The organism is Mycolicibacterium helvum (assembly GCF_010731895.1).
Classification (GTDB): Bacteria; Actinomycetota; Actinomycetes; order Mycobacteriales; family Mycobacteriaceae; genus Mycobacterium; species Mycobacterium helvum.
This window is the reverse complement of sequence record NZ_AP022596.1, coordinates 3,842,328-3,866,739: the sequence shown is the minus strand read 5'-3', so window position 1 is coordinate 3,866,739 and position 24,412 is coordinate 3,842,328. Positions and strand designations below refer to the sequence as shown.

Genomic DNA, 24,412 nt, shown 5'->3' with positions numbered 1-24,412 from the left:
GGCTACCGCGCCAGCGCGCGATCCAGATCGGGCTCCAGATAGATGACCTGCGCCGCGGGCACCACCGCGCGTATGGCGGCCTCGGCCGCATCGATTGTGGCAGCGACCGTGGCCAGATCAGTCCGCGCGGCCAGCGCGATCTTGGCTCCGACGAGCATCTCCTCCGGGCCGAGGTACTGCGTGCGCAGGTGAATGACCCGGTCGATATTGGCGGTCTGCTCCAGTGCATCCCGAATGGCCCGGCATTCGTCGGCCGTGGCCCCCTCACCGATCAGCAGGCTGTGCATCTCGACCATCAGGATCACCGCGATCACACCCAGCAGCACACCGATCAGAGCCGTGCCGATGCCGTCCCATACCGGGTTGTCGGTCAGAACCGTCAAGCCGACGCCGGCGAGCGCAAAGACCAGACCGATCAGCGCGCCGGTGTCTTCGAGCAGCACCACCGGCAGCTCCGGACTGCGCGAACGGCGGATGAATTGCCACCAGCTGCTCTTGCCCTTCAGCGGGCGCGATTCCACCATCGCCGTGCGAAAGCTGAAGGACTCCAAACCGATTGCCACCACCAGGATCACGATCGCCACGAGCGGTGAGGTGAGCGGCGCCGGGTGACTGATCTTGTGATAGCCCTCGTACAGGGCGAAGATCGAGCCGAGGCTGAACAACACCAGGGCGACGACGAACGAATAGAAGTACCGGCTGCGGCCATACCCGAACTGGTGCAGGCTGTCAGGCTCCTTGCGGGCCTCGCGCTGACCGAACAGCAGCAATCCCTGATTGGACGTATCAGCCACCGAGTGCACCGCTTCGGCCAGCATCGACGAGCTGCCGGTGATGAAGTACCCGACGAACTTCGCGGCCGCAATACCCGCGTTGGCGGCCAGCGCGGCCAGGATCGCCTTGGTGCTGCCCTCGGTCGACATCTGTTGCCCTCCTAGCTAGAGGCCAACCGTAGCCCGAAACAGCTTGGCGGGCGCAGCCGCCTCCAGCCGGATCGGGCCGTCATCGGCGGCCACCCAGGCCGCAGACCCGCGGTCCAATACCACCACGTCGGATTTGGCGCGCACCACCACCGAGCCCTCGGTGCAGACCAGGATCTGTGGACCGTCATGACGAGACGGCGCGTCGATCTCGTGGCCCAGGTCGTCCCCGTCGAGCGTGAGGACGCACGTGGCGAACTCCACCGCCGGGGCGTCGTAAACCAGTGCGATGCCGTCCCGATGGGTGGGCGTGCGCAGCGTCTCCTCGTCGGCGGGAGTGAAGTCCAGCACCCGGAGCAGCTCAGGGACGTCCACGTGCTTGGGGGTCAGACCGCCACGAAGCACGTTGTCGGAGTTGGCCATTATCTCCATGCCCACACCATGGATATAGCTGTGCAGGTTGCCTGCGGGCATGAAGATCGCCTCGCCCGGGGCCAGCGTGATCCGGTTGAGCAGCATGGCGGCCAGCACGCCGGCGTCACCGGGATAGCGCTCCCCCAGCTCCAGCAGGGTCCTGGCCTCGGCGGCGAATTCCGTATCACCGGAGCGCACATAAGCCACCGCGCCGTCGAGCACGGCGGGGATCAGCACATCCAGGTCGGGTTGCGGTGCGGTGATCCAGGTGGTGAACAGCGCTCGCAGCCCGTCGGCTTCGGACTGGCCGGACAGCAGCGCGATGAACGGATCAAGGTCCGACACCGCCAGAGCTCGCATCATCGCAACCGACCGAGCGGCCGGCCGAAAGCCGCCGAGGGCGTCGAATTCGCTGAGGGCCACCAGCAACTCAGGCTTGTGATTGCGGTCGCGGTAGTTGCGGATCGGCGATTTGAGCGGCACGCCCAGCCGATCTTCCCGCACATAACCCTCGACGGCCTGTTCAGCGCTGGGGTGGGCCTGCAGCGACAGCGGCTCCTCGGCCGCCAGCACCTTCACCAGAAACGGCAGCACGTCCCCGAAGCGGCCCCGCACCGCCGGCCCCAGCTGACCGTCGGGATCCGACTGCACGGCGTCCAGCAATGACCGCTCCCCGTCCGGGGTCTCCAGCCATGCCGGATCTGCGGGATGAGCACCGAACCACAGCTCAGCCTCGGGATGAGCGGTCGGCGACGGCCGTCCGGTGAACTCCGCTATGGCCGTCCGAGAACCCCACGCGTAGGTGCGCGTCGCCCCTCGTAGCAATTCCACGCCGAAGTTATCCCCCCACCAATCTCAAATAAACCGCAGCCATCTGCAATCGCACGGCCAGCGTCGCGAGCTGTTGCTCGGCTCGCCCACTGGGGACGGGAACCGCCCCCGCTGCCCCGATGTCTTCGACCCCCACCAAATCGATATCGTCGTATCCGCTCACCCGCGCGGCGACCACCGGACGTTCGGCGTCCAGGGTCAGCGCCAGTACCCTCGGGCCCCGAGATAGCGGGCCGTCCAGCTCATCGTCGTGGAACAGCGCGTCCACCGGGTCGCCGAATTGGGTTGCCACACCAGTACGTAACGCAGCGAGAACGTCGGACAACCCAGCCGCGGCGACTGCCTTACCGGCCAGTCGCAGCAGCACCGCGGCGGCATGCCGGGCCAGCACCAGCGTGGCCACACTGTCACCGGCGAGCACCACCTGCCGGCCGGACATCCGCTCGGCCAAAGCTTTTGCCGGGTTGGTGACGACTTCGCGGCCGGCACTGTTGCGCAACGCCTCGGCGTCGAGCTCGTCGGCCAAGGCGGAAAGGTCGGTCTGCAGAGCCGGATCGACGGCCTGCAAGACGGCCAGCCCAGCGGCAAGGTAGCGGCTCAACCCGAATTCATCTGGCGCCCACAACCGCGGTTCCAGCACCGCGGCGCGGCCGGCGGTGGCATCGCGCAGTGGTCCCTCGTAGGGCGCCGCGACGACCACCCGCGCACCACGCCGCACCGCCGTCGCTGCCGCGGTCACCAATGTCGGGTCCCCGGCGTCGTCGCCGGCTACCACGAGAACGTCGAGCGGTCCGATCCAGGGCGGAGATTCCGAAGCCACCACGATCGGTTCGCCCGCAACCCCGCTCAACGTGGCGGCCAGCATCGCGCCCGCACTCTCGGCGGCGCCGCGGCCACCCACCCAGATCACCGTTCGCGGCCGAGCGCCGCCCGCCACCTGCGCCAACCCGCCCTCGTCGACGGCGGCCGCGGTGGCACGCACCTGCGCACCCGCCATCGCCGCGGCCCGCAGCAGTCCGTCGCGGTCGGCCTCCAGCAAGCCCTCGGTGTCGTCGAGATCGAGGGTGGCGTGCGCGGCGCTCACGTCGCCCCGTCCGGTTGCGCCGCGATATCCTCGGAAACCCGGCGGACGATCTCGGCGACCTCCTCGGCGCTGCGGGCTTCGACGTTGAGACGCAGCAGCGGTTCGGTGTTGGAGGTGCGCAGGTTGAACCACGCGCCCTCGCCGAGATCGATCGTCACCCCGTCCAGGTGGTCCAGCGAAACAACTTGATTGCCAAAGTCTTTCAGCACCGACTCGACACAGGCCGGTGCATCCACTACCCGGAAGTTGAGCTCACCTGAGGCTTCGTAGCGCTCATAGTTGGCCATCAGTTCCGACAGCGGGCGATCCTGTTCGCCCAGTGCGGCCAATACGTGCAGCGCGGCCAGCATGCCCGAGTCGGCGCCCCAGAAGTCGCGGAAGTAGTAGTGCGCCGAATGCTCGCCACCGAAGATCGCTCCGGTATCGGCCATCAGTGCCTTGATATAGGAGTGCCCGACCCGCGAACGCACGGGTGTGCCGCCTCGCTCGATGACCAGCTCGGGCACCGCGCGCGAGGTGATCAGGTTGTGGATCACCGTCGCACCGATCTCTCGACTGAGCTCGCGGCCCGCCACCAGTGCGGTGACCGCCGAGGGCGAGACCGGACCGCCCCGCTCGTCGACGACGAAACAGCGGTCGGCATCCCCATCGAACGCCAGCCCGATGTCAGCGCCTGTCTCGACCACGAACTTCTGCAGATCAACCAGATTGGACGGCTCCAGCGGATTGGCTTCGTGGTTGGGGAACGACCCGTCGAGCTCGAAGTACAGCGGCTCCACCGTCAGCGCCGAGATCGCTCCCAGGACCGCGGGCGTGGTGTGCCCGGCCATGCCGTTACCGGCGTCGACGGCAACCCGCAGCGGCCGCAACTCGGCCATGTCGACCAGCGAGCGCAGGAATTGGCCGTAGTCGGCCAGCACGTCCTGATCGCGGACCTCACCGCGCTTGCCGTCGTAGCCGGGTACGCCGGCGATCACCTCGTCGCGGATCAGCGCCAGACCAGTGTCCTCGCCGACGGGCTTGGCCCCGGCACGACACAGCTTGATGCCGTTATAGGCGGCGGGATTGTGGCTGGCGGTGAACATCGCACCGGCGCAGCTCAGAAATCCCGAAGCGAAATACAGCTGATCGGTGGACGCCAGCCCGATGCGCACGACATCGAGGCCCTGCGCGGTCACCCCCTCGGCGAAGGCCTTGGCCAAAGCCGGCGAGCTTTCCCGCATGTCGTAGCCGATGGCCACCCGCTCGCCACCCTCGGCCCGGATGAGGCGGGCGAACGCCGCAGCGACGTCGGTGACGAAGTCCTCGTCGATCTCCTTGCCGACCAGGCCACGCACGTCATATGCCTTGATCACACTGCGGACCGCGGCGGCGGGCCTCGACATGGCGGATCTCCTGACCGAGAGGGACTCTTTGGCCGCCAGCCTATCTGTTTCAGCGCCCCGGTACGGGCCGCTATCGTGTCAGTCGGTCGGGTCCGGCAGTACGCGCAGGTGCCCACGCCGACGACCCGCGGCGGCCGGCCGATGCGCGGCCGACGGCATCATCGGAGCACTGGTCGCCGGTGCGTGTACCGCACCCCCGGGATCGGAGAAACCGGCGACCGGCGGCCGGGCCGACATTCCGTCACGGCCCTCCCGGACAGCGTCGGCAAGGGCCACCAGGTCGTCCTCGTCGGGGTACTCGGGCAGCGGGCCGGCATGGCGAACCAGATCCCACCCGATGGGCGCGGTGATCCGGTTGGCATGACCGACGCACAGGTCCCACGAATGCGGCTCGCGAGTGGTCGCCAACGGGCCGACGACGGCGGTGGAATCGGAATAGACGAACGTCAGCGTCGCCACCGCATAATGGGGGCACCCAGGCCGGCAGCAGCGACGGGGAACATTCACGCCCGTGAGGTTATCGCGGTTCATTCACCGGTGACTCGCGGACACGCGCAGCCGCAAGGCCGCCGATTCACAACCGTTACGATCACTGTCGTGCCCGATTCCCGCAGCTCCCGGCGAGGTGGCCGGTCCGGCGGCGGCCCGGGATCCCGCCGGGGACGTGAGATGCGGGGGCCACTGCTCCCGCCGACGGTGCCGGGCTGGCGCAGCCGAGCGGAGCGATTCGACATGGCGGTGCTGGAAGCTTACGAGCCGATCGAGCGGCGCTGGCAGCAACGGCTCACCGGGTTGGACGTCGCCGTTGACGAGATCCCGCGCATGGCACCGAAGGATCCCGACAGTGTGCAATGGCCGGCTGAAGTGGTTGCCGATGGGCCTATCGCACTGGCCCGGCTGATCCCGGCCGGGGTCGATGTTCGCGGTAACTCCACGCGGGCCCGAATTGTGGTGTTTCGCAAGCCGATCGAGCGGCGGGCCAAGGACTCGATCGACCTGACGGATCTTCTGCACGAAATATTGGTGGCACAGGTGGCCACCTACCTCGGGGTCGAGCCGTCAGTCATCGACCCGAGTATGGAAGAGGATTAGGCGCGCAAGCGCGTCAGATGATGCCGCGCTTGAGGCGACGACGCTCCCGCTCGGAGAGCCCGCCCCAGATGCCGAAGCGCTCATCATGGGCCAGGGCGTAGTCGAGGCACGCGTCCTTGACCTCACAACCCAGGCAGATGCGCTTGGCTTCGCGGGTGGAACCACCCTTTTCCGGAAAGAACGCTTCGGGATCGGTCTGCGCGCACAGGGCGCGTTCCTGCCACTGGTCTTCATCTTCGGCCGTATCCGGCGTCGCGTCGATGATCGGGTCCGGCACCAAACTCAGGTGAGCGCGTGCCATTACCCCCATCGTCTGCGAGCCGGTAATGGACTGCGGCAACCCCATCGCGCCGATTACGTGCTCATAGGACATTTCCGCCTCCTTCACCTGGTTTCGTAGATCTTTGCATGTCGCCCACTATTGAAGTGTGCCCACTCAATTCGAACACCTGGTCGAATCACGGTCTGGGACACCAAAACCGGCAGGTCCGACCGGGAAATGACACTGATGTGATTAGACACGTCCGCGCCTGCCCGGTCAAGCGATGGAACCGAAATTAATACCACTTTCCTCGGACAATTCGGCGAGTCGATGCACCGGCGTGTCTTGGGAGTGACCCGATTGTGACCGCGTGCGCCGCCGAAAGGGCTGACCGCCTAGTGTCGGTCGGTGTGAAGATCACCGTTCTGGTCGGCGGCGTAGGGGGTGCCCGCTTCCTGCTGGGTGTGCAGCGATTGCTCGGGCTTGGTCAGTTCGCCGGCCAGATATCCGGAGCCACAGGCGATCTTGATCACGCACTGACGGCTGTGGTCAACATCGGCGACGACGCATGGATGCACGGCGTGCGAATCTGCCCGGACCTCGACACCTGCATGTACACCTTAGGTGGAGGTATCGATACCGAGCGCGGCTGGGGACATCGCAACGAGACGTGGAATGCGAAAGAGGAATTGGCGGCCTACGGCGTGCAACCGGACTGGTTCGGTTTGGGCGACCGAGATTTGGCCACACATTTGGTGAGAAGCCAAATGCTGCGAGCCGGATATCCGCTTTCCCAGGTGACTGCGGCACTCTGCGACCGCTGGAACCCCGGCGCCACGCTGCTGCCTGCCAGCGACGACCGGTGCGAAACCCACGTCGTTATCGATGATCCAGACTCCGGCGACCGCAAGGCCATTCACTTCCAGGAGTGGTGGGTGCGCTACCGGGCCCAGGTGCCCACGCACAGCTTCGCGTTCGTGGGCTCCGAAAACGCCACTGCCGGGCCCGGAGTCGTCGATGCGATCACCGACGCCGACGTCGTCATGCTGGCGCCGTCGAACCCGGTGGTGAGCGTCGGTGCGATCCTGGCCATCCCGGGCGTCCGCGCAGCGCTGCGGTCCACGCCCGCGCCGGTGATCGGGTACTCCCCCATCATCGGCGGAAAGCCCTTGCGGGGCATGGCCGACGAATGCCTGTCGGTGATCGGCGTCGAAACCTCCTCGCAAGCCGTTGCCCGGCACTACGGAGCACGGTCGGCGACCGGAATCCTGGACTACTGGTTGATCTCGCAGGGCGATCAGGCCGAAATCCCCGGGGTGACGGTGAAATCGATACCCCTGCTCATGTCCGACCCCTCGGCCACCGCCGATATGGTGCGCGCCGGGCTGGAATTGGCAGGGGTAACGCGGTGAGCCTCGGCTCGAGTCCGACGGCGCCGCCGAGCGGCGACCATGGCAGTGCCGCACCCGTCGAAATCCTGCCCGTCACCGGGCTTCCCGAATTCCGCCCAGGCGACGACCTTGCCGCCGCGCTCGCCGAGGCCGCCCCGTGGTTGCGCGACGGCGACATCGTCGTCGTCACCAGCAAGGCGATGTCGAAATGCGAGGGTCGCATCGTCGCGGCACCGTCAGATCCGGAAGAGCGAGATGCACTGCGCCGCACACTCATCGACACCGAGGCGGTACGAGTACTGGCCCGCAAAGGCCGCACGCTGATCACCGAGAACCGCAACGGCATCGTGCAGGCGGCCGCCGGCGTCGACGGCTCCAACGTGGGCGCAACCGAATTGGCGCTGCTGCCCATCGATCCAGACGGAAGTGCCGCCGCACTGCGCACAGCGCTACACGACCGGCTGGGTGTGAACGTCGCGGTGCTGGTCACCGACACCATGGGTCGTGCCTGGCGAAACGGGCAAACCGATGCCGCGATCGGCTCGTCCGGGCTGCCGGTTCTCTACGGCTACGCCGGCGCCGTCGACAGACACGGCAACGAGCTGGTGGTCACCGAGGTGGCCGTCGCCGACGAAATCGCCGCCGCCGCCGACCTTGTCAAAGGCAAGCTGACCGCGGTGCCCGTCGCAGTGGTCCGCGGACTCGAACTCGACGACGACGGATCCACCGCAGCGCGACTGCTGCGCGGCGGCGAGGACGATCTGTTCTGGCTGGGCACCGCCGAGTCGATCGACCTCGGCCGCCGCCAAGCCCAACTGCTGCGCCGGTCGGTACGCCAGTTCGCGGCCGAACCCGTCGACGCCGGGCTCATCGAGGAAGCGGTCGCCGAGGCGCTCACCGCGCCGGCCCCGCACCATACCCGGCCGGTGCGGTTCGTCTGGTTGGCCGATCGCGACCGTCGCACCGCATTGCTGGACGCCATGAAAGATGCCTGGCGCGCTGACCTGACCGCCGACGGCAAGCCCGCCGACGCGGTCGAGCGGCGCATCGGGCGCGGACAGATCCTCTATGACGCACCCGAGGTCGTGATCCCCTTCCTGGTGCCCGAAGGCGCGCACAGCTATCCGGATGCGGCCCGCACCGAGGCCGAGCACACCATGTTCACCGTCGCGGTCGGCGCGGCGGTGCAGGCGCTGCTGGTCGCGCTCGCGGTCCGCGGCGTGGGCAGCTGCTGGATCGGCTCGACCATCTTCGCCGCCGAACTCGTGCGCGAAACCCTCGAGCTGCCAACGGATTGGGAGCCACTGGGCGCCGTCGCGATCGGCTATCCGGTGGACCCACCCGGGCCCCGCGATCCGGCGCCCGTCGGCGACCTGCTGGTACGGCGGTGACGTACTCGGCTGTGCGGGATTCGGCGATCGAGCTGCTGACGGCGTGGGACGCTCCCGACGCCGGACAGGACGCACTACGCCAAGCCGTCCTGGCATTCCTGCTGGCACGCACCGACGCGTGCGAGCGCGCCTGCGTCCCAGGCCATATCACCGCCTCCGCCCTGGTGGTCTCGGACTCCGGCGATGAAATTCTGCTCACCCTGCACCCGCGGCTGGGCCGGTGGGTTCAGCTCGGAGGACACTGCGAGCCGACCGACAGCGACATCGTCGCCGCGGCCATGCGCGAAGCGACCGAGGAATCCGGGATCGACGGCCTGCGCATCGACGCGGCGCTGGGCGCCATTCACGTGCACGCGCTCACGTGCTCACTGGGCGTGCCGACCCGCCATCTGGATCTGCAATTCATCGCCCATGCGCCCGCGGACGCCGACATCACGATCAGTGACGAATCACTGGATCTGCGGTGGTGGCCAGTCGACGCGCTGCCCGACGGCATCGACGCGGCGGTGGCGCACCTGGTGGCAGTCGCCCGCTCGCGCTCGAGCTAGATATCCGACGAGTAGCGGATTCCGCAGTCGGGGATCACCACCCCGGGCCACACCCGCGCACCGCGGAGCAGTTCACACCGCGCCCCGATGTTGGCGCCGTCGCCGATGATGGCGTCGCGCAGCAGCGCCCGCGGCCCGATCCGGGCGCCGGAGCCGATGATCGAGCGCTCCACCACCGAGCCCGCCTCGATGTGCGCCCCGTCGAAAATGACCGCACCGTCCAGACGGACCCCAGGCCCGATCTCGGCGCCGCGGCCGACCACCGTCCCGCCGATCAACACCGCCCCGGGCGACACCGATGCGCCGTCGTGCACCAGGCTCTCGCCGCGTCGTCCGCCGAGCGCGGGCGAGGGCGCCAGGCCACGAACCAGATCGGCCGAGCCCCGCACGAAGTCCTCCGGTGTGCCCATGTCGCGCCAGTAGCTGGAATCGACATAGCCGCACACCTTCACCCCGTCGGCCAGCAGTGCCGGGAACACCTCGCGCTCCACCGACACTTCCCGCCCGCGCGGGATCTGTTCGACGATCTCGCGTTTGAAGATGTAGGTGCCGGCATTGATCTGGTCGGTCGGCGGGTCCTCGGTCTTCTCCAGGAAGGCTTGCACGCGGCCGTCGGCATCGGTAGGCACACAGCCGAACGCCCGCGGGTCACTCACCCGCACGAGGTGCAGCGTCAGATCGGCCTGCGACTCGTGGTGGCTGGCCAGCATCGAACGCAGATCCATGCCGGACAGCACGTCACCGTTGAAGACCATGACCGTGTCGTTACGCAGCCTCGGCACCACATTGGCGATGCCACCGCCGGTGCCCAGCGGATGCTCTTCGACGACGTATTCGATCTGCAGGCCCAGCTTCGAGCCGTCGCCGAACTCGGATTCGAATGTTGCCGCCTTGAACGAGGTGCCAAGGATGACATGCTCGATCCCGGCGTCGGCGATGCGCGACAGCAGGTGGGTCAGAAACGGCAGCCCGGCGGTGGGCAGCATCGGCTTGGCGGCCGACACCGTCAACGGCCGCAGTCGGGTTCCCTTCCCGCCGACGAGGATCACCGCATCGACCTTCGACGGATCAACTTCACTCACGCAGGGCCCCCTAACTTCTCGCCAGCTCCCGCCGGGACTTACGCACCGCCGCGCGCGCCCGAACCTTCAGCGCGCCCCTCATCGTCCAGCGAAGGGGCGCCCGCCACCAGCCAAAATGGCGATCGGATAGATAAATGTAGGTGCTTTCGTGATGCGCGCGCAGGTTGCTGGCCGGGTCGCGGCCAGTTGAGTGCCCCTTGTCGTGCAGGATCTCTGCCGATGGCACGTACACGTTGAGCCAGCCCGCGCCGCCCAATCGGTCGCCGAGGTCAACGTCTTCCATATACATGAAGTACCGCTCGTCGAACCCTCTGACCTGGTCGAACGCCGCGCGGCGGATCAGCAGACAGGCTCCTGAGAGCCAACCCACCGGCCGCTCGGTGGGCTCGAGATACTCCTGGCGATAGGCCCGCGTCCACGGGTTCTGCTTCCAGACCAAGCCGACGACGGCGTGCATGCCGCCCCGCATCAGGCTGGGCAGGTGGCGCGCCGACGGGTAGACCGCGCCGTCTGGGTCGCGGATCAGCGGCCCCAGCGTCCCGGCGCGCGGCCAGCGCTCGGCGGCAGCCAGCAGTTCGTCGATGCTGTTCGGACCCCACACCACGTCCGGGTTGGCCACGATCACGAACTCGTCGTCGGCCGGCGCGGTGGCCACCCCGCGGTTGACGGCGCTGCCATAGCCGAGGTTTCCGCCGGTCCGCAGCAGCCGGGTGCCGGGATAGCGCTCGACGGCTTCCTCGGGTGCTCCGTCGGTGGAGCCGTTATCGGCCAGCACCACCGTCACCGGACGGTCGGTGGCCACCGTCAACGAAGACAGGAAGCGATCCAGATGTGAGCCCGGGGAGTACGTCACCGTCACCACGGTCAGGGGGCGGCTCGACGTCACGGCGTAGAGGGTAACTGTCCGCTGTTGACGGGTTGACCAAGCGCCTCGGCCAACGCCGCGCGCCACGGCCGCAGCGGGCTCAATCCAGCCCGCACCGACATCGCTGTTGCCAGTGCCGAAAACGCCGGGCGCGGCGCCCGGCCAGCGGACTGTGTGGCGCTCACCGGTCGCACCCGCTGCGGGTCGGCGCCCAGTTCTTCGAACACCGCCCTGGCCTGCTCGTAACGGGTGCATGCGCCGTCGTTGGCGACGTGCAGGACGGGCTCGCTGACGCGGCCCTCGCCGATTTCGAGCAACGCGTCGACGAGGTCTTTGACGTAGGTGGGCGACCCGGTCTGGTCGTCGACGGCGTCGATCGTGCGGTCGGTGGCGGCCGCCCGGCGCAGGCCTGCCACGACATCGTTTCCAGAGCCACCGGTGTAGACCCAGGAGGTGCGCACGACGTGGGCATCGGGCATCGCCGCCAATACGGCCAGCTCACCGGCCAGCTTGGTGCGTCCGTAGACGCTCAGCGGCGCGGCGTCATCGCCGACCTCGTAGGGGTGCCGCTGCCGACCGTCGAAGACGTAATCCGTGGAGAGGTGTATCAGCTGCGCGCCGACCCGGGCACAGGCGTGCGCGACGGTCTCGGGCCCGGTGGCGTTGATCGCGTAGGCGGTGTCGGGGTCGGCTTGCGCGGTGTCGACGTTCGCGATCGCCGCGCAGTTGACCACCAGGTCCCCCGCGGCGATGTGCCGCTCGGCGGCGGCCGGGTCGGTTATGTCCCACTGCTGGTGGGTGAGCGCGCTGACCTCACGGCCCCGGCGAGCCGCCTCACCTGCGAGAAACCGCCCAACCTGGCCGCCAGCACCCGTGATCACGATCCTTGACGCCACGATTACGAGTCTGGCACGCCGGTTTCGGCTACCCGGCTTGCGCCCATCTCGCCAGTAGCCTGAGCTGATGCCTGCTGACTCCGAAGCACTGACGGGCGCCCGGCGGGTGGCCCGTACCGTGCTCGCGTTGATCGCGGTGGCGGTGATGGTCGGCACCGGCGTCGCGTGGGGCAAGATCCGCTCCTTCGAGAACGGCATCTTCCACATCAACACCGCCGCGCTCGGCGGCGGCGGACAGGACGGCGCGATCGACATCCTGCTGGTCGGTATGGACAGCCGCACCGATGCGCACGGCAACCCGCTGTCCGAGGACGAGCTCGCGACACTGCACGCCGGCGACGATGTGTCGACCAACACCGACACGATCATCCTGGTCCGCATCCCGAACAACGGGAAGTCGGCGACGGCGATCTCGATTCCCCGTGACTCCTACGTCAAGGCCCCGGGCCTGGACAAGACGAAGATCAACGGCGTCTACGGCCAGGTGAAGCTGGACAAGATGAAGCAGCTGGTCGAGCAGCAGGGCATGGACCCAGCCGAGGCCGAGCCCAAAGCCGTCGAGGCGGGCCGCGAGGCGCTCATCAAGACCGTCGCCGACCTGACTGGCGTCACCGTCGACCACTACGCCGAGATCGGCCTGCTCGGCTTCTCACTGATCACCGATGCGCTCGGCGGCGTCGATGTCTGCCTGAAAGATGCGGTTTACGAACCACTCTCCGGCGCCGACTTTCCGGCCGGCTGGCAGAAGCTCAACGGACCCCAGGCATTGAGTTTCGTCCGCCAGCGTCACGACCTGCCGCGTGGCGACCTGGACCGGGTGGTGCGCCAGCAGGTAGTGATGGCTTCCCTGGCCCACCAGGTGATTTCGGGTAAGACGCTGACCAGCCCGTCGACCCTGAACCGGCTGCAGGACGCGATTCAGCGCTCGGTTGTGCTCTCATCAGGCTGGGACATCATGGATTTCATCAAGCAGCTCGAGAATCTGGCGGGCGGCAACGTCGCATTCGCGACGATCCCGGTGCTCGACGAAGCCGGCTGGAGCGACGACGGCATGCAGTCGGTGGTCCGGGTCGATCCCTCACAGGTGCAGGAGTGGGTAGCCGGCCTGCTGCACGATCAGGCCGAGGGCAAGACCGAAAAGATCACCTACACCCCGGAACAGACGAAGGTTGACGTAGTCAACGACACCGATATCAACGGCCTGGCCGGTGCAGTGTCAGACGTACTGAGCACCAAGGGTTTTGGTGCTGGCTCTATCGGCAACAACGACAAGGATCATGTGATCCGCAGTCAAGTGCAGGCCGCCAAGGATGACGACCTCGGCGCCCAGGCCGTCGCCAAGGAGCTCGGCGGGCTGCCCGTGGTGGCCACCGAGGGTATTCCGGCGGGCACTGTGCGGGTGGTGCTGTCCAGCGACTACAGCGGGCCGGGTTCGGGCCTGGAGGGATCGCTGCCGACGTCCGCTGCGGTTAGCCAGGCCGCCGGCCAGGCTGGTGACGGCACCGCTCCCCCGCCGTCACCGATCATCACTGCGGGGTCTGATGACCCCAAGTGCGTCAACTGATGGCGAACCTGACTGCGGCGCTGCTCAATCCGCTGTTGAAGTCCGACCCGATGGGCCCGCGGATCACGTACTACGACGACGCGACGGGCGAGCGGATCGAGCTGTCGACGGTGACGCTCGCCAACTGGGCGGCCAAGACCGCCAACCTGTTACGCGACGAGCTCGGCGCCGGGCCGGGTAGCCGGGTGGCGGTGCTGCTGCCGGCACACTGGCAGACCGCGGCGGTGCTGTTGGGTGTGTGGTGGATCGGCGCCGAGGTGGTGCTCAGCGGTCCCACCGATCTCGCACTGTGCACGGCCGAGCGCCTCGATGAGGCCGACGAGGCGGTGGCCGGAGGTGAGGTCGCGGTGCTATCGCTGGACCCTTTCGGCAAGCCCGTCGCTGACCTTCCGATCGGCGTCACCGATTACGCGACCGCGGTGCGGGTGCACGGCGACCAGTTCATTACCGAGCCCAACCCCGGTCCGGCGCTGTCCGGCCGGTCAGCCGATGAGGTGCTGGCGTCTGCTTCGGAATCGGCGGCCGCGGCCGGGGTGAGCGCGAGCGATCGGGTGATGTCGTCGCTGCCGTGGTCCACCCCGGACGAGTTGGTGGCGAATCTGTTGGCGGTGTTCGCCGCAGGCGCGTCGCTGGTTCAGGTGGCCAATCCCGACCCGGCGTCACTGGGGCGGCGCCGGGTCACTGAAAAGGTGACTCGGGACCTGGTCTGAGCTAGCAGGTGGTGGCCGAATGCAACCGTTAGGCTGACGCGATGACCGACGCCTCGGAGGCTCTCGTTCTTCGAGCCGAGCGGCGCAGCCTGTTCACCTATATGGTCACGATGATCGGCCTGGCGGTGCTCGGCTTTGCCGTGTACGCCATCACCCGAGTGTCTGCCACCCAGCTAGACGGCGTCATCTCGTTGATCAACGCCGCCGCCGCGTTCATCGCGGCGCGCCTTGCAGTGACGTCGTCCAAGCAACCTGACGCCGAAAGCCCTTACGGGCGAATGGCATTGGAGAATCTTTACGCGCTGTTCCGTTCGCTGATGATCCTCGGTGTGGTGATCGTCGGCGTGGTGACGAACTCGATCAAGGTGATCGACTACCTGGTCACCCGCGAAGGCAGCGAGCCGGAGTTCGGACTCGCCGCGGTCTATACCGGCGCGTGTGTGGTGATCTGCTTCGGCCTCAAATGGAACCACGAGCGCAACAATCGCTCAGTGAACGGAGCGTCTGCCCTGCTGCGGGTCGAAGCCACCGCCGCGAAGATGGAGGCGCTCATCAGCGGCGGCATCTGCGCCTCGTTGATTCTCGTCGCAATCCTGCCCGAGGGAACGTTCCTGACGTCGGCGAACTTCAACATCAAAGACATCGCCGACAGCATCATCGTGCTGATCCTGTGCGCCCTGCTGGTCGGCGAGCCCATCCGGCAGATCCGCCTTGAGTTTGGGCGGCTCTCCGGGCGGCGGGCCGACCCCGCTCTCGACAGCGCGGTGCGTGCGGCGATCACCGCCGTGTCCGAGGAGCACGCGGACGAACTCGACCATGAACTGACCCTGGTCGACGTGCTGGCGATCAGCCGGGGAAAGACCACCGAGATAGACCTGCGGGTGTCCTACACCGGCACGATGACCGTCGAGGAGCAGGACCACCTGCGGGCACGCACGTTCGCCGAACTCCGTAACCGCATCGGGCCCATCCGGCTCACGCTGGTGTTCAGTGAGTTCCCTATTCATGCAACGCCGACTACATGACACCGCGATGACATCGTCTCGAAACTTTGCGGAACCGCGTTTCCGCTGACCTCGGCGCGGCTACGGGCGCTACATCGGTCGCTTGGGTGTGCTTGCCGTGGCGTTGGGCGTGGGCACGATGATCGCCGCCGCGCCCATGGCCTTTGCCGACACGACCAGCTCCAGGTCAGCCCAGTCGTCGAGCGGCCGCACGGCGACCCCGCGCGCGGAGGGAGGTCCCGGCGGTAGGCAACGGGGGCGATGCAACGATCATCACCGGTAACGCGTTCGCCGGCGACGGCGGCAACGGCGGTCTGCCGGTGTCCTCTGGCGGCAGAGGCGGAACCGCCACCGCACTCACAGGCCAGGCCTTCCAGGGTAGAAACGGCCAGAGCCAGCCTCATTAGCATCCTCAACGCCGAGTTACTGGGTGCGCCGACGCCCACACCCGCATGAGACCCCAACGCCCGCAACTGCGTTGGGGTCGGCGCCAACGCGAATCGGCCCAGCCCCGCTAGGCTGCTCGGGGTGAACCCGCAGCCTGATCGCCCGCCATTGTCGACCGCTGCTGCCATCCGCGGCCTCGTCGGCCCCGACGGCCCGCTGCGCCGCGTCGACGTCGTCGCCGAGACTGGCTCGACCAACGCCGACCTGTTGGCCCGCCATGCCGCGGGCGAGGACATTCGCGGCGCAGTCTTGCTCGCCGAACATCAGAGCGCCGGGCGCGGCCGCCATGGCCGCAGCTGGTCTGCTCCCCCGCGCTCGCAGATCGCCCTGTCTGTCGGAGTTGCCGCAAACGGCGTCCCGACCGAGAACTGGGGCTGGTTGCCGCTGCTCACCGGCGTGGCATTGGTCGACGCGATCCGCGACAGCACCGGCGTCGAGGCCGGCGTGAAGTGGCCCAACGACGTCCTGGTGGGAACCGGCAAGCTCGCCGGCATCCTGGCCGAGGTGGCCGCCCCCGACCCGGTCATCGTGGTGGGCCTCGGACTCAACGTCACGCTGACCGCCCAGGAGGCACCCGACCCCCGCGCCACCTCACTGCAGATGCTGGGCGCCACGATGCTCGACCGCGACGCCCTGGCCGCAACGATCCTGCGTGAACTGACCACCCGCATCGGGCGCTGGCAGGCCGCGAAAGGCCCCGACCCCGCACTGGTGGCCGACTACCGGCAGCGCAGCCTGACACTGGGCAGCCGGGTTCGGGCGATTCTCCCGGGCGATCACGAGATCTTCGGCACCGCAACGGAAATCGACGCCCAGGGACGCCTGGTCATCGACACCGGCACCGGGGTCACGACGGTTTCGGCGGGCGATATCACCCACCTTCGGCCCGCCGACTAGCGCAGCAGCGCGCGGCTCATCACGACCCGCTGAATCTGGTTGGTGCCCTCGTAGATCTGAGTGATCTTGGCGTCGCGCATCATTCGCTCCACCGGGAAGTCCACGGTGTACCCCGCGCCGCCGAAGAGCTGCACGGCATCGGTGGTGACCTCCATGGCGACATCGGAGGCGAAGCACTTCGACGCCGCCGAGATGAACCCCAGGTTGGGTTCACCGCGCTCGGCGCGGGCCGCAGCCGAATACACCATCAGCCGGGCGGCCTCGACCTTCATCGCCATGTCGGCGAGCATGAACTGCACACCCTGGAAGGTGCTGATCGATGTGCCGAACTGCTTGCGGTCCTTGGTATATGCGATCGCGGCGTCCACCGCGCCCTGCGCGATACCGACGGCCTGCGCACCGATGGTCGGGCGGGTGTGATCCAGCGTGGCCAGCGCGGTCTTGAACCCGGTTCCCGGATCGCCGATGATCCGGTCCCCGGGGATGCGGCAGTTCTCGAAATACAACTCGGTGGTAGGCGAACCCTTGATCCCGAGCTTGCGCTCCTTGGGCCCGATCGTGAAGCCCTCGTCGTCGATGTGCACCATGAACGCCGAAATGCCGTTGGCACCCTTGTCCGGATCGGTCACTGCCATCACCGTGTACCAGGATGACTTGCCGCCGTTGGTGATCCACGCCTTGGCGCCGTTGAGGATCCAGTCGTCGCCGTCAGCCTTGGCGCGGGTACGCATGGACGCCGCATCGCTGCCGGCCTCCCGCTCGGACAAGGCGTACGACGCCATCGCCCCACCCGAGGCGATCGAGGGCAGCACCTTGTTCTTCAGCTCCTCCGATCCGCGCAGGATCAACCCCATCGTGCCCAGCTTGTTCACCGCCGGGATCAGCGAGGCCGACGCGTCGACCCGGGCGACCTCCTCGATCACGATGCACGCCGCGACCGAATCGGCGCCCTGGCCGCCGTACTCCTCGGGCACGTGGACCGCGTTGAAGCCCGAGGCGTTCAGCGCATCCAACGCCTCCTGGGGGAAACGCGACTTCTCGTCGCAATCGGCCGCGTACGGCGCGATCTCTTTCTCGGCCAGCGCCCGAATCGCCGCCCGCAGCTCGTCATGCTCCTCGGGCAACTTGAACACGTCGAAATCCAGATTTCCCGCCATCACAGCCTCCTTGCTACTCGTCGGTAACTTTACCCGGGGCTTCACTCACCGAGTAATCGCTCCCGCAACGCCCGATCCTTCTCCAGGACCAGGGCCTCCAGGTCCTCCTGAAAGCTCTCCATGCGCTTGCGCAACGCGTCGTCCGATGCGGCCAGGATGCGCACCGCCAGCAGCCCGGCGTTGCGGGCGCCACCGATCGAGACGGTGGCCACCGGCACACCGGCCGGCATCTGCACGATCGACAGCAACGAATCCAATCCGTCGAGCTTGGCCAGCGGCACGGGCACCCCGATCACCGGAAGCGGTGTGGCCGAGGCCACCATCCCGGGTAGATGGGCCGCACCGCCGGCCCCGGCGATGATCACCTTAATGTCGCGGGCGGCCGCCCCGCGCGCATAGTCCAGCATCCGGCCCGGCGTGCGATGCGCGGACACGACGCCGACCTCGAACGGCACTTCGAACTCGGCCAGCGCCTCGGCGGCGGCCTCCATCACCGGCCAGTCGCTATCCGACCCCATGATCAAGCCGACCAGAGGAGTGCTGTTAGGCATGCCCATCCCATCCGTCCGTCCACTCTGCGTGCGACAACCAGTGTGCCGCCCGCTCGGCACGTTCACGCACCCGATTCGGGTCACAGTCGCCCGCGCCGACAACGTTCACGTGGCCCACCTTGCGGCCCGGGCGTTCCTCCTTGCCGTACAGGTGGACCTTCGCCTCCGGAATCCGGCCGAACAGGTGGTGCAGCCGCTCGTCGACGCCCATCGCCGGCGCCGAAGGGGCGCCCAGCACGTTGGCCATCACCGTGACCGGCGCGATCGGCCGGGTGTCGCCCAGCGGATAGTCCAGGACGGCCCGCAGATGCTGCTCGAACTGGCTGGTCACCGCGCCGTCCATGGTCCAGTGCCCGGAATTGTGCGGACGCATCGCCAATTCGTTGACCAGCAGCGTGCCCTCGGTCGTCTCGAACAGTTCGACGGCCAGCACACCGACGACTCCCAGCTCGTCGGCCAGTCGCAGGCCCAGCTGCTCGGCTGCCCCGGCCAGGTCCTCGGACAGGCCCTGTGCGGGAGCGACAACCGTGACGCAAATCCCGTCCTGCTGCACGGTCTCCACGATGGGCCACGCCGCGCCCTGACCGAACGGTGAGCGGGCCACCAGCGCCGAGAGTTCGCGGCGCATCGACACCCGCTCCTCGAGCAGCACCGGCACGTTGTCGGCCAGATAGCCCGCGACGGCCTCCCTGGCGTGTGCCAGGTCCCTGGCGAGCACCACGCCGCGGCCGTCGTATCCACCGCGGACGGTCTTGATCACCACCGGTCCGTCGATCTCCGCGGCGAATGCGTCGACGTCGTCGAGGCTGGTCACGGCGGCGAACCGCGGGATCGGGGCGCCCAGGGCCGCCAACTTGCGCCGCATCACCAGCTTGTCCTGGGCGTGTATCAGGGCTTCGGGCGGCGGAAAGACCGCCACGCCCTCGGCGATCAGCGTGTCGAGCATCTCGGTCGGCACGTGCTCGTGATCAAAGGTCAGCGCGGCGGCGCCCGCAGCCGCGCTGCGCAGCGCTTCGAGGTCGGTGTGAGAACCGATCACCACGTCGGGAGTCACCTGGGCAGCGGGGTCATCAGGGCTGACCGCCAGTACCCGCAGGCTCTGGCCCAGCGCGATCGCCGACTGGTGGGTCATCCTGGCCAGCTGCCCGCCGCCGACCATGGCGACGATAGGGGGTTTGGGGCTGTTCGACACGGCCATCATGGTGTCAGACCTGCGCGAGTACGCACACGTGCGGTGACTTCCGTAGACTTGTTCCTTGTGTCTTTTGCTGATGCCACGATCGCTCGGCTGCCCCGACCGATCCGGCCGTTCGCCGAGCGGCATCACGAGCTCATCAAGTTCGCGATCGTCGGTGCGACGACGTTCATCATCGACTCGGCGATCTTCTACACGCTGAAGCTGACGATCCTCGAGCCCAAGCCGGTCACCGCCAAGGTGATCGCGGGCATCGTCGCGGTGATCGCCTCCTACGTGCTGAACCGGGAATGGAGTTTCCGTAACCGCGGCGGCCGCGAGCGGCACCACGAAGCGCTGCTGTTCTTCGCGGTCAGCGGTGTCGGCGTGCTGTTGAGCATGGCTCCGCTGTGGTTCTCCAGCTATGTGCTGGAACTGCGCGTACCGCACGTCTCACTGACCGTCGAGAACATCGCCGACTTCCTCTCGGCCTATCTCGTCGGCAACCTGCTGCAGATGGCGTTCCGTTTCTGGGCGTTCCGCCGCTGGGTGTTCCCCGACGAGTTCGGTCCGAGCCATGACAAGGCGCTGGAGTCCACGCTCACCGGTGGCGGTATCGCCGAAGCGCTGGAGGAAGAGTACGAGGCCGGCGGCACTGTAACGCCGCTGCGGCGGCGTCGGACACCGCGTCAGCTGGGCGACTCTTCGGCGCCCAGAGTGTCGAAAACTTCGTGATACAGCAGTGAGTGCACCCGCTCCACGCGGGGAATGTCGTGGAATTCAAGGGGATCTTGGCTCGCCGACTCGATGATCAGGGTGCCGGTGCGCAGCATGCGGTCGAGCAAACCGTGCCGGAACTCCACACTGTTGATGCGCGCCAACGGAATATCGATGCCCGAGCGGGTCAGCAGCCCGTGGCGGAACATCACCCGCCGGTCGGTGATCACGAAATGTGTTGTGAGCCAATTCAAGAACTTCCACAACGTCAGCCAGCCGACCAGGATCAGCCAGATCGCCGCGATGACGCCGAAGAGCACCTTCTTGGCGGTGGTGTCCCAGTTGGTGTTGTTGACCAGTGCGGCCACGAATGACGCAACGACGGTGGCGATCAGCAGCACGAGGATCGGGCCGACCAAGCGCTTCCAGTGCGGGTGGCGATGCAACACGACCTGCTCGTTGGCGGCCAGCACGTTTTCGGGATAGCCCATGCCGCAAACCCTATCGACTAGCTCGTGGTCACGCGGGCGGACCAGGCTCTCCGGGGTCACTGGGGCGTTTGAGGTACTCGATGCAGTCCAACTCGGTGCGCTCGGTCTGCACCATGCACACCGCCACTGCCGGATCCTGGCCCTGGCCGATCGCGGGAGTCGGAATCTCACCAGGATTCAGCGACCACATGAACGTCTCGGTGCCTTGGAGACGCTCGCAATAGGCGACCGAATTGTCAGCGGTAGTGCCGTTGGTGCTGCCTGCCAGACACGGGGTCGCAATGACAGCCGTTCCACGCACGACGGGTGGGGGTTCCGGGGGCGGGGGCAGCGGGGGCGCGGCGGACGACGATGCCGCAGCGGAGTCAGTGGTCGTGGGCGTCGATGTCGTCGTGGAGACCTGCGTGGTTGCGGTCTGTTTCGCTGCGTCCCGGGACAGCTGCACCCAGACGTCGGCACCCGCGCCGGCGAGCAGCGCCACGGTGACCAATCCCGCGGCCAGCCCTACCCACGTCTCGGCGAGCCGGTTCGCTCCCCTGCTGTACGGATCAGTGCCGAGCCCACCGACGTCGGCGATGTTGTTGGTCCATTTGACCCCGTCCCAGTAACGGCATTGGTGCCGCCCGGTGGGATCGAAGGACCAGCGTGCGGTCGACGCCACCGGCTCGACCCCGGGCGGTGCCGCCAGCGGCGCACCACACTCTCCGCAGAATCGCTGATAGTCGGCGTTGGCGTGGCCGGCCAGGCAGACGACGACTCCCGATTCAACGAGCACACCGCATTCGCCGCAAAAGTAATTGCCGTCGGGATTCCCATGGCCGTTGACGCAGATAACCTCGGATCTGCTGTCACGGGCATGAGCACCCATGTCCCGATTGCCCTTTCCCGAAAATTTCGGCAAAAACAGCGGCTTAGCGTGGCCTTCGATCTGGCCGTCACTGCGATCGCTAATCCCGCACTTGCAATCAAAAAGTTACCTGAACAAACCGCGTGTGGGCCGATGCCACGCATCGTGTCGGCCTCTTAATCGCGCAACGTAGCTAATCCGGATGCCGCGGCGGGCGGGCCTTAGGAGACGACAGTGATCATATGGACGACCGAGACCGCGATCGCACCCACGGCCGCGCACAATGCCTGCAGTCGCAGGAATGCGGTGGTGTGGTCGGGTCGCCGAGCCCCAGCTTCAGGGATCCCCTGTTCGCGCCGGTATGCGGCCAACAGGAACAGCACGCCTGAGGTGACGAACAACGCGATCGCAATCATCCGTCGACTCCCAACCTGACGAATGGGGCTTCGGGCCGCTTGAGCACCACGATGCCGCCTGAGTCATAGATGGTCTGATACCCCTTCTCCGTCCGAAGAAGGTCGATCGCCTTGTCGGCCATCGCACGACTGACTCCGAGGCTGTAATGGATGAAATTCTCGTCTTGTTCGGTGTTGGAAAAGAACTCCACATCAGGCGTTGCCGTGCAATTGGCCAGTTCCTCGGCTGAGACAAAGCACCGGTCCTCCAGTTCGAAGGTTCTCGGCACCCCGTAGAGCGCGCCCTGTCCCCAGTACCCCAACCCGTAGTCGTGAATTTGGGCAACGAGCTCGCTGGCAATCTTCTCCTCGTGCGGCATCGTTCGTTCAAACGAGATGTTCAGGCCGCGGTTGGCGATCACCAACAAGGCCAACGCGAACAGCACACACCAGGAAGCCGCACCGGTCAGCCGACGCCACGTGATTCGTGCGGTGCGTGGACGCAGGAGCGGCATGACGGATAGCGCCGCCAGCGGTGAGAGCACCGGCGAGGCGTACAGGAAGGCCCGAATCGCCACCTCCCCGCCGTAGCTTTGCAGCAAGACGAGGCCGAACGGAGCCAACGCGACGGCCACCGCCAATATCGGCCTGCTTCCGCTTATTCGACGCAATCGGAGCCACCCGATACCGGCCATACCCATCAGCACCAGCGCGGCGACAATGCGGAGCAGTTGCATTCGGCTGTAGACGGGATCGCCGGTGATCTTTTCCGACACACTGGAATTCAGATTCTGATCGACGCCACCGATGTCGGCGATGACCTGACCGAGGTGACCCTGCCAGTAGGGGTAGGCGCCGTAGCAGAACCACGCGATGAACAGCACCGCCGCGGCCAGCCACAGCAGGTTGTAGCGAGTCAGCCCGCAGATCGCAAAGATCAGCAGTGCCCCGATCGAGGCCAATGGGGTCAGCTGGTGGGCGACCACCATCGCGGCCAGGATCACCACCAGCACGAGCTCGATGGCCAGCGTGGAGGACGCGTCCCGCCCGGGCACCCGGCCCGGTATCCGCATCCATGCGGTCCTCAGTCGCCTCAGGCGGCCGCCGCAAAGCTGCGGAACATTGGAAACCCGTAACTGCCAGAACAATACGGCCAAAATCGTTGCGTAGAACTGCATCGCGACGGCCTGGGGCGCGAAGTAGTCCTGCTGGTACCAGTTGAACAGGGTGAGCATCGTGACGCCCAGCCAGGCGATGCGCCGGCTTCCGGTGATGGCCAGCCCAACCGCATGAACCGGAAACATGAGGCAAATGCCCATCACCAACGACGCGCTGACGAGGAAGATTGCGGAATCGTTCACGCCGGTGGTCGTCGCCAGGTTCGCTCCTGCCGAGAAGAACCCCGCCCAACTGATCCGGGCATCGACCGGCGGCGGTAGACCGCCCAGCTGCACCAGCCAGTTCGTGATCATGCGGTGCACGTAGGCCGTCACGAACGGTGCGGTGCCCATCGACCATGCGACAGGCATGGTGATGTAGGTGGTCAGGGCGACGTTGGAGAGCGCAATCACGGGCCGATCGAGCGCTGCGCGCCGGTACTCGAGCACCAGCAGCGCGGACAGCACCGCTAATCCCGCGAAATAGTCCATTCCGAGCACGCCGACTAGCCCAAGGCTGCCCGCCGCGTCGACGTCGAGCCGGTGGACCGCGGAGAAGAACAGCAGCGCCGCGGCGACCAGCAGGCTCACGCTGACCCTGCGGCCGCCGGTCGACGCCAGTTGGCGTCGCGTCCAGCGCAGCACCGCCGACATGGCGGCCCTCGTCGAGTTCGGCGGGCCGTCACGTTCCTGGTTCTCGCGACGCCATCGGCGCGCCAACGCGCCGGCGGCGACACCGCCGATCGCCAGAACCGTGTACTGCACCAGGTAGGGCTGATGCAAAGATCCGGCGTAGTTCAATTGGGCCAGAAGCACATTGACAGCTAGCGACAGCGATATCGCAACGCTGGCGAAAACCCCGTTAGTCGGCAGTCTCAGCAGCGCGACGATAGGGAGGCCGGGCATTGTCAGGACCGCGAGCACGCCGACAACGGCGCGTATCGCCGGGGGCAGCACCTCCGCGGCGCCGTAGGAGGACAGCACGGTCACCGTGAACGATGCGGCGACCACCGCTGCCGAGGCCGCGACTATCAGCGGAGTCCAGACCGGGAGATTTCGGCTGGCGAGGAGGTGTCGCGCGGCACGCCGTCTGGAGCTCCCCGGCGGCGCCGGGGAACTTTCGAGGCGTTGTAACATCGA

General features: G+C 67.1%; 26 protein-coding genes. 9 read left to right on the top strand and 17 right to left on the bottom strand.

Going from position 1 to position 24,412, the window contains the following annotated elements; translation table 11 throughout:
- Positions 1–2: 2 nt before the first annotated feature.
- The 5 genes from G6N38_RS18195 to G6N38_RS18175 form a co-directional block, all read right to left on the bottom strand.
- Positions 3–923: a cation diffusion facilitator family transporter gene (locus tag G6N38_RS18195; RefSeq protein WP_163749483.1), complete on the bottom strand. Its 921-nt coding sequence runs from the start codon at positions 921–923 to the stop codon at positions 3–5.
- A 15-nt stretch (positions 924–938) separates the two neighbouring features.
- Entirely contained in the window at positions 939–2,165 is a 1,227-nt protein-coding gene (gene manA, locus G6N38_RS18190; RefSeq protein ID WP_163749482.1) for a mannose-6-phosphate isomerase, class I, read from the bottom strand.
- 7 nt (positions 2,166–2,172) lie between these two features.
- Positions 2,173–3,249 carry a TobH protein gene (locus G6N38_RS18185; RefSeq protein WP_163749481.1) on the bottom strand — a complete coding sequence of 359 codons (1,077 nt, stop codon included), beginning with the start codon at positions 3,247–3,249 and terminating at the stop codon, positions 2,173–2,175.
- Positions 3,246–4,634, bottom strand: a complete 1,389-nt coding sequence (locus tag G6N38_RS18180) for a phosphomannomutase/phosphoglucomutase (protein WP_163749480.1) — start codon at positions 4,632–4,634, stop codon at positions 3,246–3,248. Before G6N38_RS18180 ends, G6N38_RS18185 begins: the two co-directional genes overlap by 4 nt.
- A 78-nt stretch (positions 4,635–4,712) precedes the next feature.
- A complete protein-coding gene (locus G6N38_RS18175) occupies positions 4,713–5,141 on the bottom strand; it encodes a DUF3499 domain-containing protein (protein WP_197748094.1) in 429 nt (142 codons plus the stop codon).
- Between the two features lie 162 nt (positions 5,142–5,303).
- Here G6N38_RS18175 and G6N38_RS18170 point away from each other — a divergent pair, with 162 nt between their 5' ends.
- Entirely contained in the window at positions 5,304–5,726 is a 423-nt protein-coding gene (locus tag G6N38_RS18170; RefSeq protein WP_163752092.1) for a metallopeptidase family protein, read from the top strand.
- A gap of 13 nt (positions 5,727–5,739) precedes the next feature.
- On the opposite strand, the gene G6N38_RS18165 is transcribed toward G6N38_RS18170, so the two are convergent.
- Positions 5,740–6,099 carry a WhiB family transcriptional regulator gene (locus tag G6N38_RS18165; RefSeq protein WP_163749478.1) on the bottom strand — a complete coding sequence of 120 codons (360 nt, stop codon included), beginning with the start codon at positions 6,097–6,099 and terminating at the stop codon, positions 5,740–5,742.
- 299 nt (positions 6,100–6,398) lie between these two features.
- Between G6N38_RS18165 and cofD the strand changes: the two genes are divergently transcribed.
- From cofD to G6N38_RS18150, 3 genes are read left to right on the top strand one after another with little or no spacing between them, the layout of a single operon-like run.
- The gene (cofD, locus tag G6N38_RS18160) at positions 6,399–7,400 is read left to right on the top strand and encodes a 2-phospho-L-lactate transferase (RefSeq protein ID WP_163749477.1); all 1,002 of its coding nucleotides are present in this window, start codon (positions 6,399–6,401) and stop codon (positions 7,398–7,400) included.
- Positions 7,397–8,770, top strand: coding sequence for a coenzyme F420-0:L-glutamate ligase (locus tag G6N38_RS18155; protein ID WP_163749476.1), 1,374 nt, complete (start codon positions 7,397–7,399; stop codon positions 8,768–8,770). Before cofD ends, G6N38_RS18155 begins: the two co-directional genes overlap by 4 nt.
- On the top strand, positions 8,767–9,318 hold the full coding sequence (locus G6N38_RS18150; RefSeq protein ID WP_163749475.1) for an NUDIX hydrolase: 552 nt from the start codon (positions 8,767–8,769) through the stop codon (positions 9,316–9,318). Before G6N38_RS18155 ends, G6N38_RS18150 begins: the two co-directional genes overlap by 4 nt.
- On the opposite strand, the gene manB is transcribed toward G6N38_RS18150, so the two are convergent.
- From manB to rfbD, 3 genes are read right to left on the bottom strand one after another with little or no spacing between them, the layout of a single operon-like run.
- On the bottom strand, positions 9,315–10,400 hold the full coding sequence (gene manB, locus G6N38_RS18145) for a mannose-1-phosphate guanylyltransferase ManB (RefSeq protein WP_163749474.1): 1,086 nt from the start codon (positions 10,398–10,400) through the stop codon (positions 9,315–9,317). The genes G6N38_RS18150 and manB overlap by 4 nt on opposite strands.
- A gap of 10 nt (positions 10,401–10,410) precedes the next feature.
- A complete protein-coding gene (locus tag G6N38_RS18140; protein ID WP_246227284.1) occupies positions 10,411–11,286 on the bottom strand; it encodes a glycosyltransferase family 2 protein in 876 nt (291 codons plus the stop codon).
- Positions 11,283–12,161 (bottom strand): dTDP-4-dehydrorhamnose reductase, encoded by an 879-nt coding sequence (rfbD, locus tag G6N38_RS18135; RefSeq protein WP_170314172.1) that lies wholly within the window; start codon positions 12,159–12,161, stop codon positions 11,283–11,285. Before rfbD ends, G6N38_RS18140 begins: the two co-directional genes overlap by 4 nt.
- A gap of 145 nt (positions 12,162–12,306) precedes the next feature.
- Here rfbD and G6N38_RS18130 point away from each other — a divergent pair, with 145 nt between their 5' ends.
- From G6N38_RS18130 to G6N38_RS18120, 3 genes are read left to right on the top strand one after another with little or no spacing between them, the layout of a single operon-like run.
- Positions 12,307–13,725, top strand: coding sequence for an LCP family protein (locus G6N38_RS18130; RefSeq protein WP_246228044.1), 1,419 nt, complete (start codon positions 12,307–12,309; stop codon positions 13,723–13,725).
- Positions 13,725–14,435, top strand: coding sequence for a TIGR03089 family protein (locus G6N38_RS18125; protein ID WP_163749473.1), 711 nt, complete (start codon positions 13,725–13,727; stop codon positions 14,433–14,435). Before G6N38_RS18130 ends, G6N38_RS18125 begins: the two co-directional genes overlap by 1 nt.
- Positions 14,436–14,476: 41 nt before the next feature.
- The gene (locus tag G6N38_RS18120; protein ID WP_163749472.1) at positions 14,477–15,460 is read left to right on the top strand and encodes a cation transporter; all 984 of its coding nucleotides are present in this window, start codon (positions 14,477–14,479) and stop codon (positions 15,458–15,460) included.
- A gap of 69 nt (positions 15,461–15,529) precedes the next feature.
- Here the strand turns inward: G6N38_RS18120 and G6N38_RS31020 are convergent, their stop codons facing one another.
- Entirely contained in the window at positions 15,530–15,652 is a 123-nt protein-coding gene (locus G6N38_RS31020) for a hypothetical protein (RefSeq protein ID WP_281357807.1), read from the bottom strand.
- A gap of 315 nt (positions 15,653–15,967) precedes the next feature.
- Between G6N38_RS31020 and G6N38_RS18115 the strand changes: the two genes are divergently transcribed.
- Positions 15,968–16,783 (top strand): biotin--[acetyl-CoA-carboxylase] ligase, encoded by an 816-nt coding sequence (locus G6N38_RS18115; RefSeq protein ID WP_179968410.1) that lies wholly within the window; start codon positions 15,968–15,970, stop codon positions 16,781–16,783.
- Here the strand turns inward: G6N38_RS18115 and G6N38_RS18110 are convergent.
- From G6N38_RS18110 to G6N38_RS18100, 3 genes are read right to left on the bottom strand one after another with little or no spacing between them, the layout of a single operon-like run.
- Positions 16,780–17,940 carry an acyl-CoA dehydrogenase gene (locus tag G6N38_RS18110; protein ID WP_163749471.1) on the bottom strand — a complete coding sequence of 387 codons (1,161 nt, stop codon included), beginning with the start codon at positions 17,938–17,940 and terminating at the stop codon, positions 16,780–16,782. The two genes, G6N38_RS18115 and G6N38_RS18110, sit on opposite strands and share 4 nt — an antisense overlap.
- Positions 17,941–17,981: 41 nt before the next feature.
- Entirely contained in the window at positions 17,982–18,491 is a 510-nt protein-coding gene (purE, locus tag G6N38_RS18105; RefSeq protein WP_163749470.1) for a 5-(carboxyamino)imidazole ribonucleotide mutase, read from the bottom strand.
- Positions 18,484–19,650, bottom strand: coding sequence for a 5-(carboxyamino)imidazole ribonucleotide synthase (locus G6N38_RS18100; protein ID WP_246228043.1), 1,167 nt, complete (start codon positions 19,648–19,650; stop codon positions 18,484–18,486). Before G6N38_RS18100 ends, purE begins: the two co-directional genes overlap by 8 nt.
- Before the next feature lie 99 nt (positions 19,651–19,749).
- Between G6N38_RS18100 and G6N38_RS18095 the strand changes: the two genes are divergently transcribed.
- A complete protein-coding gene (locus G6N38_RS18095) occupies positions 19,750–20,400 on the top strand; it encodes a GtrA family protein (protein WP_163749468.1) in 651 nt (216 codons plus the stop codon).
- Here the strand turns inward: G6N38_RS18095 and G6N38_RS18090 are convergent.
- From G6N38_RS18090 to G6N38_RS18075, 4 genes are all read right to left on the bottom strand, one after another.
- Complete coding sequence (locus G6N38_RS18090) at positions 20,355–20,873, bottom strand: PH domain-containing protein (protein WP_163749467.1); 519 nt, start codon at positions 20,871–20,873, stop codon at positions 20,355–20,357. The two genes, G6N38_RS18095 and G6N38_RS18090, sit on opposite strands and share 46 nt — an antisense overlap.
- Positions 20,874–20,901: 28 nt before the next feature.
- A complete protein-coding gene (locus tag G6N38_RS18085; protein WP_163749466.1) occupies positions 20,902–21,741 on the bottom strand; it encodes a zinc ribbon domain-containing protein in 840 nt (279 codons plus the stop codon).
- 200 nt (positions 21,742–21,941) lie between these two features.
- Positions 21,942–22,136: a hypothetical protein gene (locus G6N38_RS18080; protein ID WP_163749465.1), complete on the bottom strand. Its 195-nt coding sequence runs from the start codon at positions 22,134–22,136 to the stop codon at positions 21,942–21,944.
- The gene (locus G6N38_RS18075; RefSeq protein WP_163749464.1) at positions 22,133–24,409 is read right to left on the bottom strand and encodes a hypothetical protein; all 2,277 of its coding nucleotides are present in this window, start codon (positions 24,407–24,409) and stop codon (positions 22,133–22,135) included. The genes G6N38_RS18080 and G6N38_RS18075 overlap by 4 nt, the downstream gene beginning before the upstream one ends.
- Positions 24,410–24,412 lie beyond the last annotated feature (3 nt).

Excerpts from the sequence above, each read along its gene's own strand:
- G6N38_RS18170 (WP_163752092.1), top strand. The coding sequence starts at position 5,304 with ATGCGGGGGCCACTGCTCCCGCCGACGGTGCCGGGCTGGCGCAGCCGA.
- G6N38_RS18180 (WP_163749480.1), bottom strand. The coding sequence starts at position 4,634 with ATGTCGAGGCCCGCCGCCGCGGTCCGCAGTGTGATCAAGGCATATGAC.
- G6N38_RS18075 (WP_163749464.1), bottom strand. The coding sequence starts at position 24,409 with ATGTTACAACGCCTCGAAAGTTCCCCGGCGCCGCCGGGGAGCTCCAGA.
- G6N38_RS18100 (WP_246228043.1), bottom strand. The coding sequence starts at position 19,650 with ATGGTCGGCGGCGGGCAGCTGGCCAGGATGACCCACCAGTCGGCGATC.
- G6N38_RS18080 (WP_163749465.1), bottom strand. The coding sequence starts at position 22,136 with ATGATTGCGATCGCGTTGTTCGTCACCTCAGGCGTGCTGTTCCTGTTG.
- G6N38_RS18090 (WP_163749467.1), bottom strand. The coding sequence starts at position 20,873 with ATGGGCTATCCCGAAAACGTGCTGGCCGCCAACGAGCAGGTCGTGTTG.
- G6N38_RS18125 (WP_163749473.1), top strand. The coding sequence starts at position 13,725 with ATGGCGAACCTGACTGCGGCGCTGCTCAATCCGCTGTTGAAGTCCGAC.
- G6N38_RS18195 (WP_163749483.1), bottom strand. The coding sequence starts at position 923 with ATGTCGACCGAGGGCAGCACCAAGGCGATCCTGGCCGCGCTGGCCGCC.
- G6N38_RS18130 (WP_246228044.1), top strand. The coding sequence starts at position 12,307 with ATGGTCGGCACCGGCGTCGCGTGGGGCAAGATCCGCTCCTTCGAGAAC.
- G6N38_RS18085 (WP_163749466.1), bottom strand. The coding sequence starts at position 21,741 with ATGGGTGCTCATGCCCGTGACAGCAGATCCGAGGTTATCTGCGTCAAC.
- purE (WP_163749470.1), bottom strand. The coding sequence starts at position 18,491 with ATGCCTAACAGCACTCCTCTGGTCGGCTTGATCATGGGGTCGGATAGC.
- G6N38_RS18165 (WP_163749478.1), bottom strand. The coding sequence starts at position 6,099 with ATGTCCTATGAGCACGTAATCGGCGCGATGGGGTTGCCGCAGTCCATT.
- G6N38_RS18120 (WP_163749472.1), top strand. The coding sequence starts at position 14,477 with ATGACCGACGCCTCGGAGGCTCTCGTTCTTCGAGCCGAGCGGCGCAGC.
- G6N38_RS18110 (WP_163749471.1), bottom strand. The coding sequence starts at position 17,940 with ATGGCGGGAAATCTGGATTTCGACGTGTTCAAGTTGCCCGAGGAGCAT.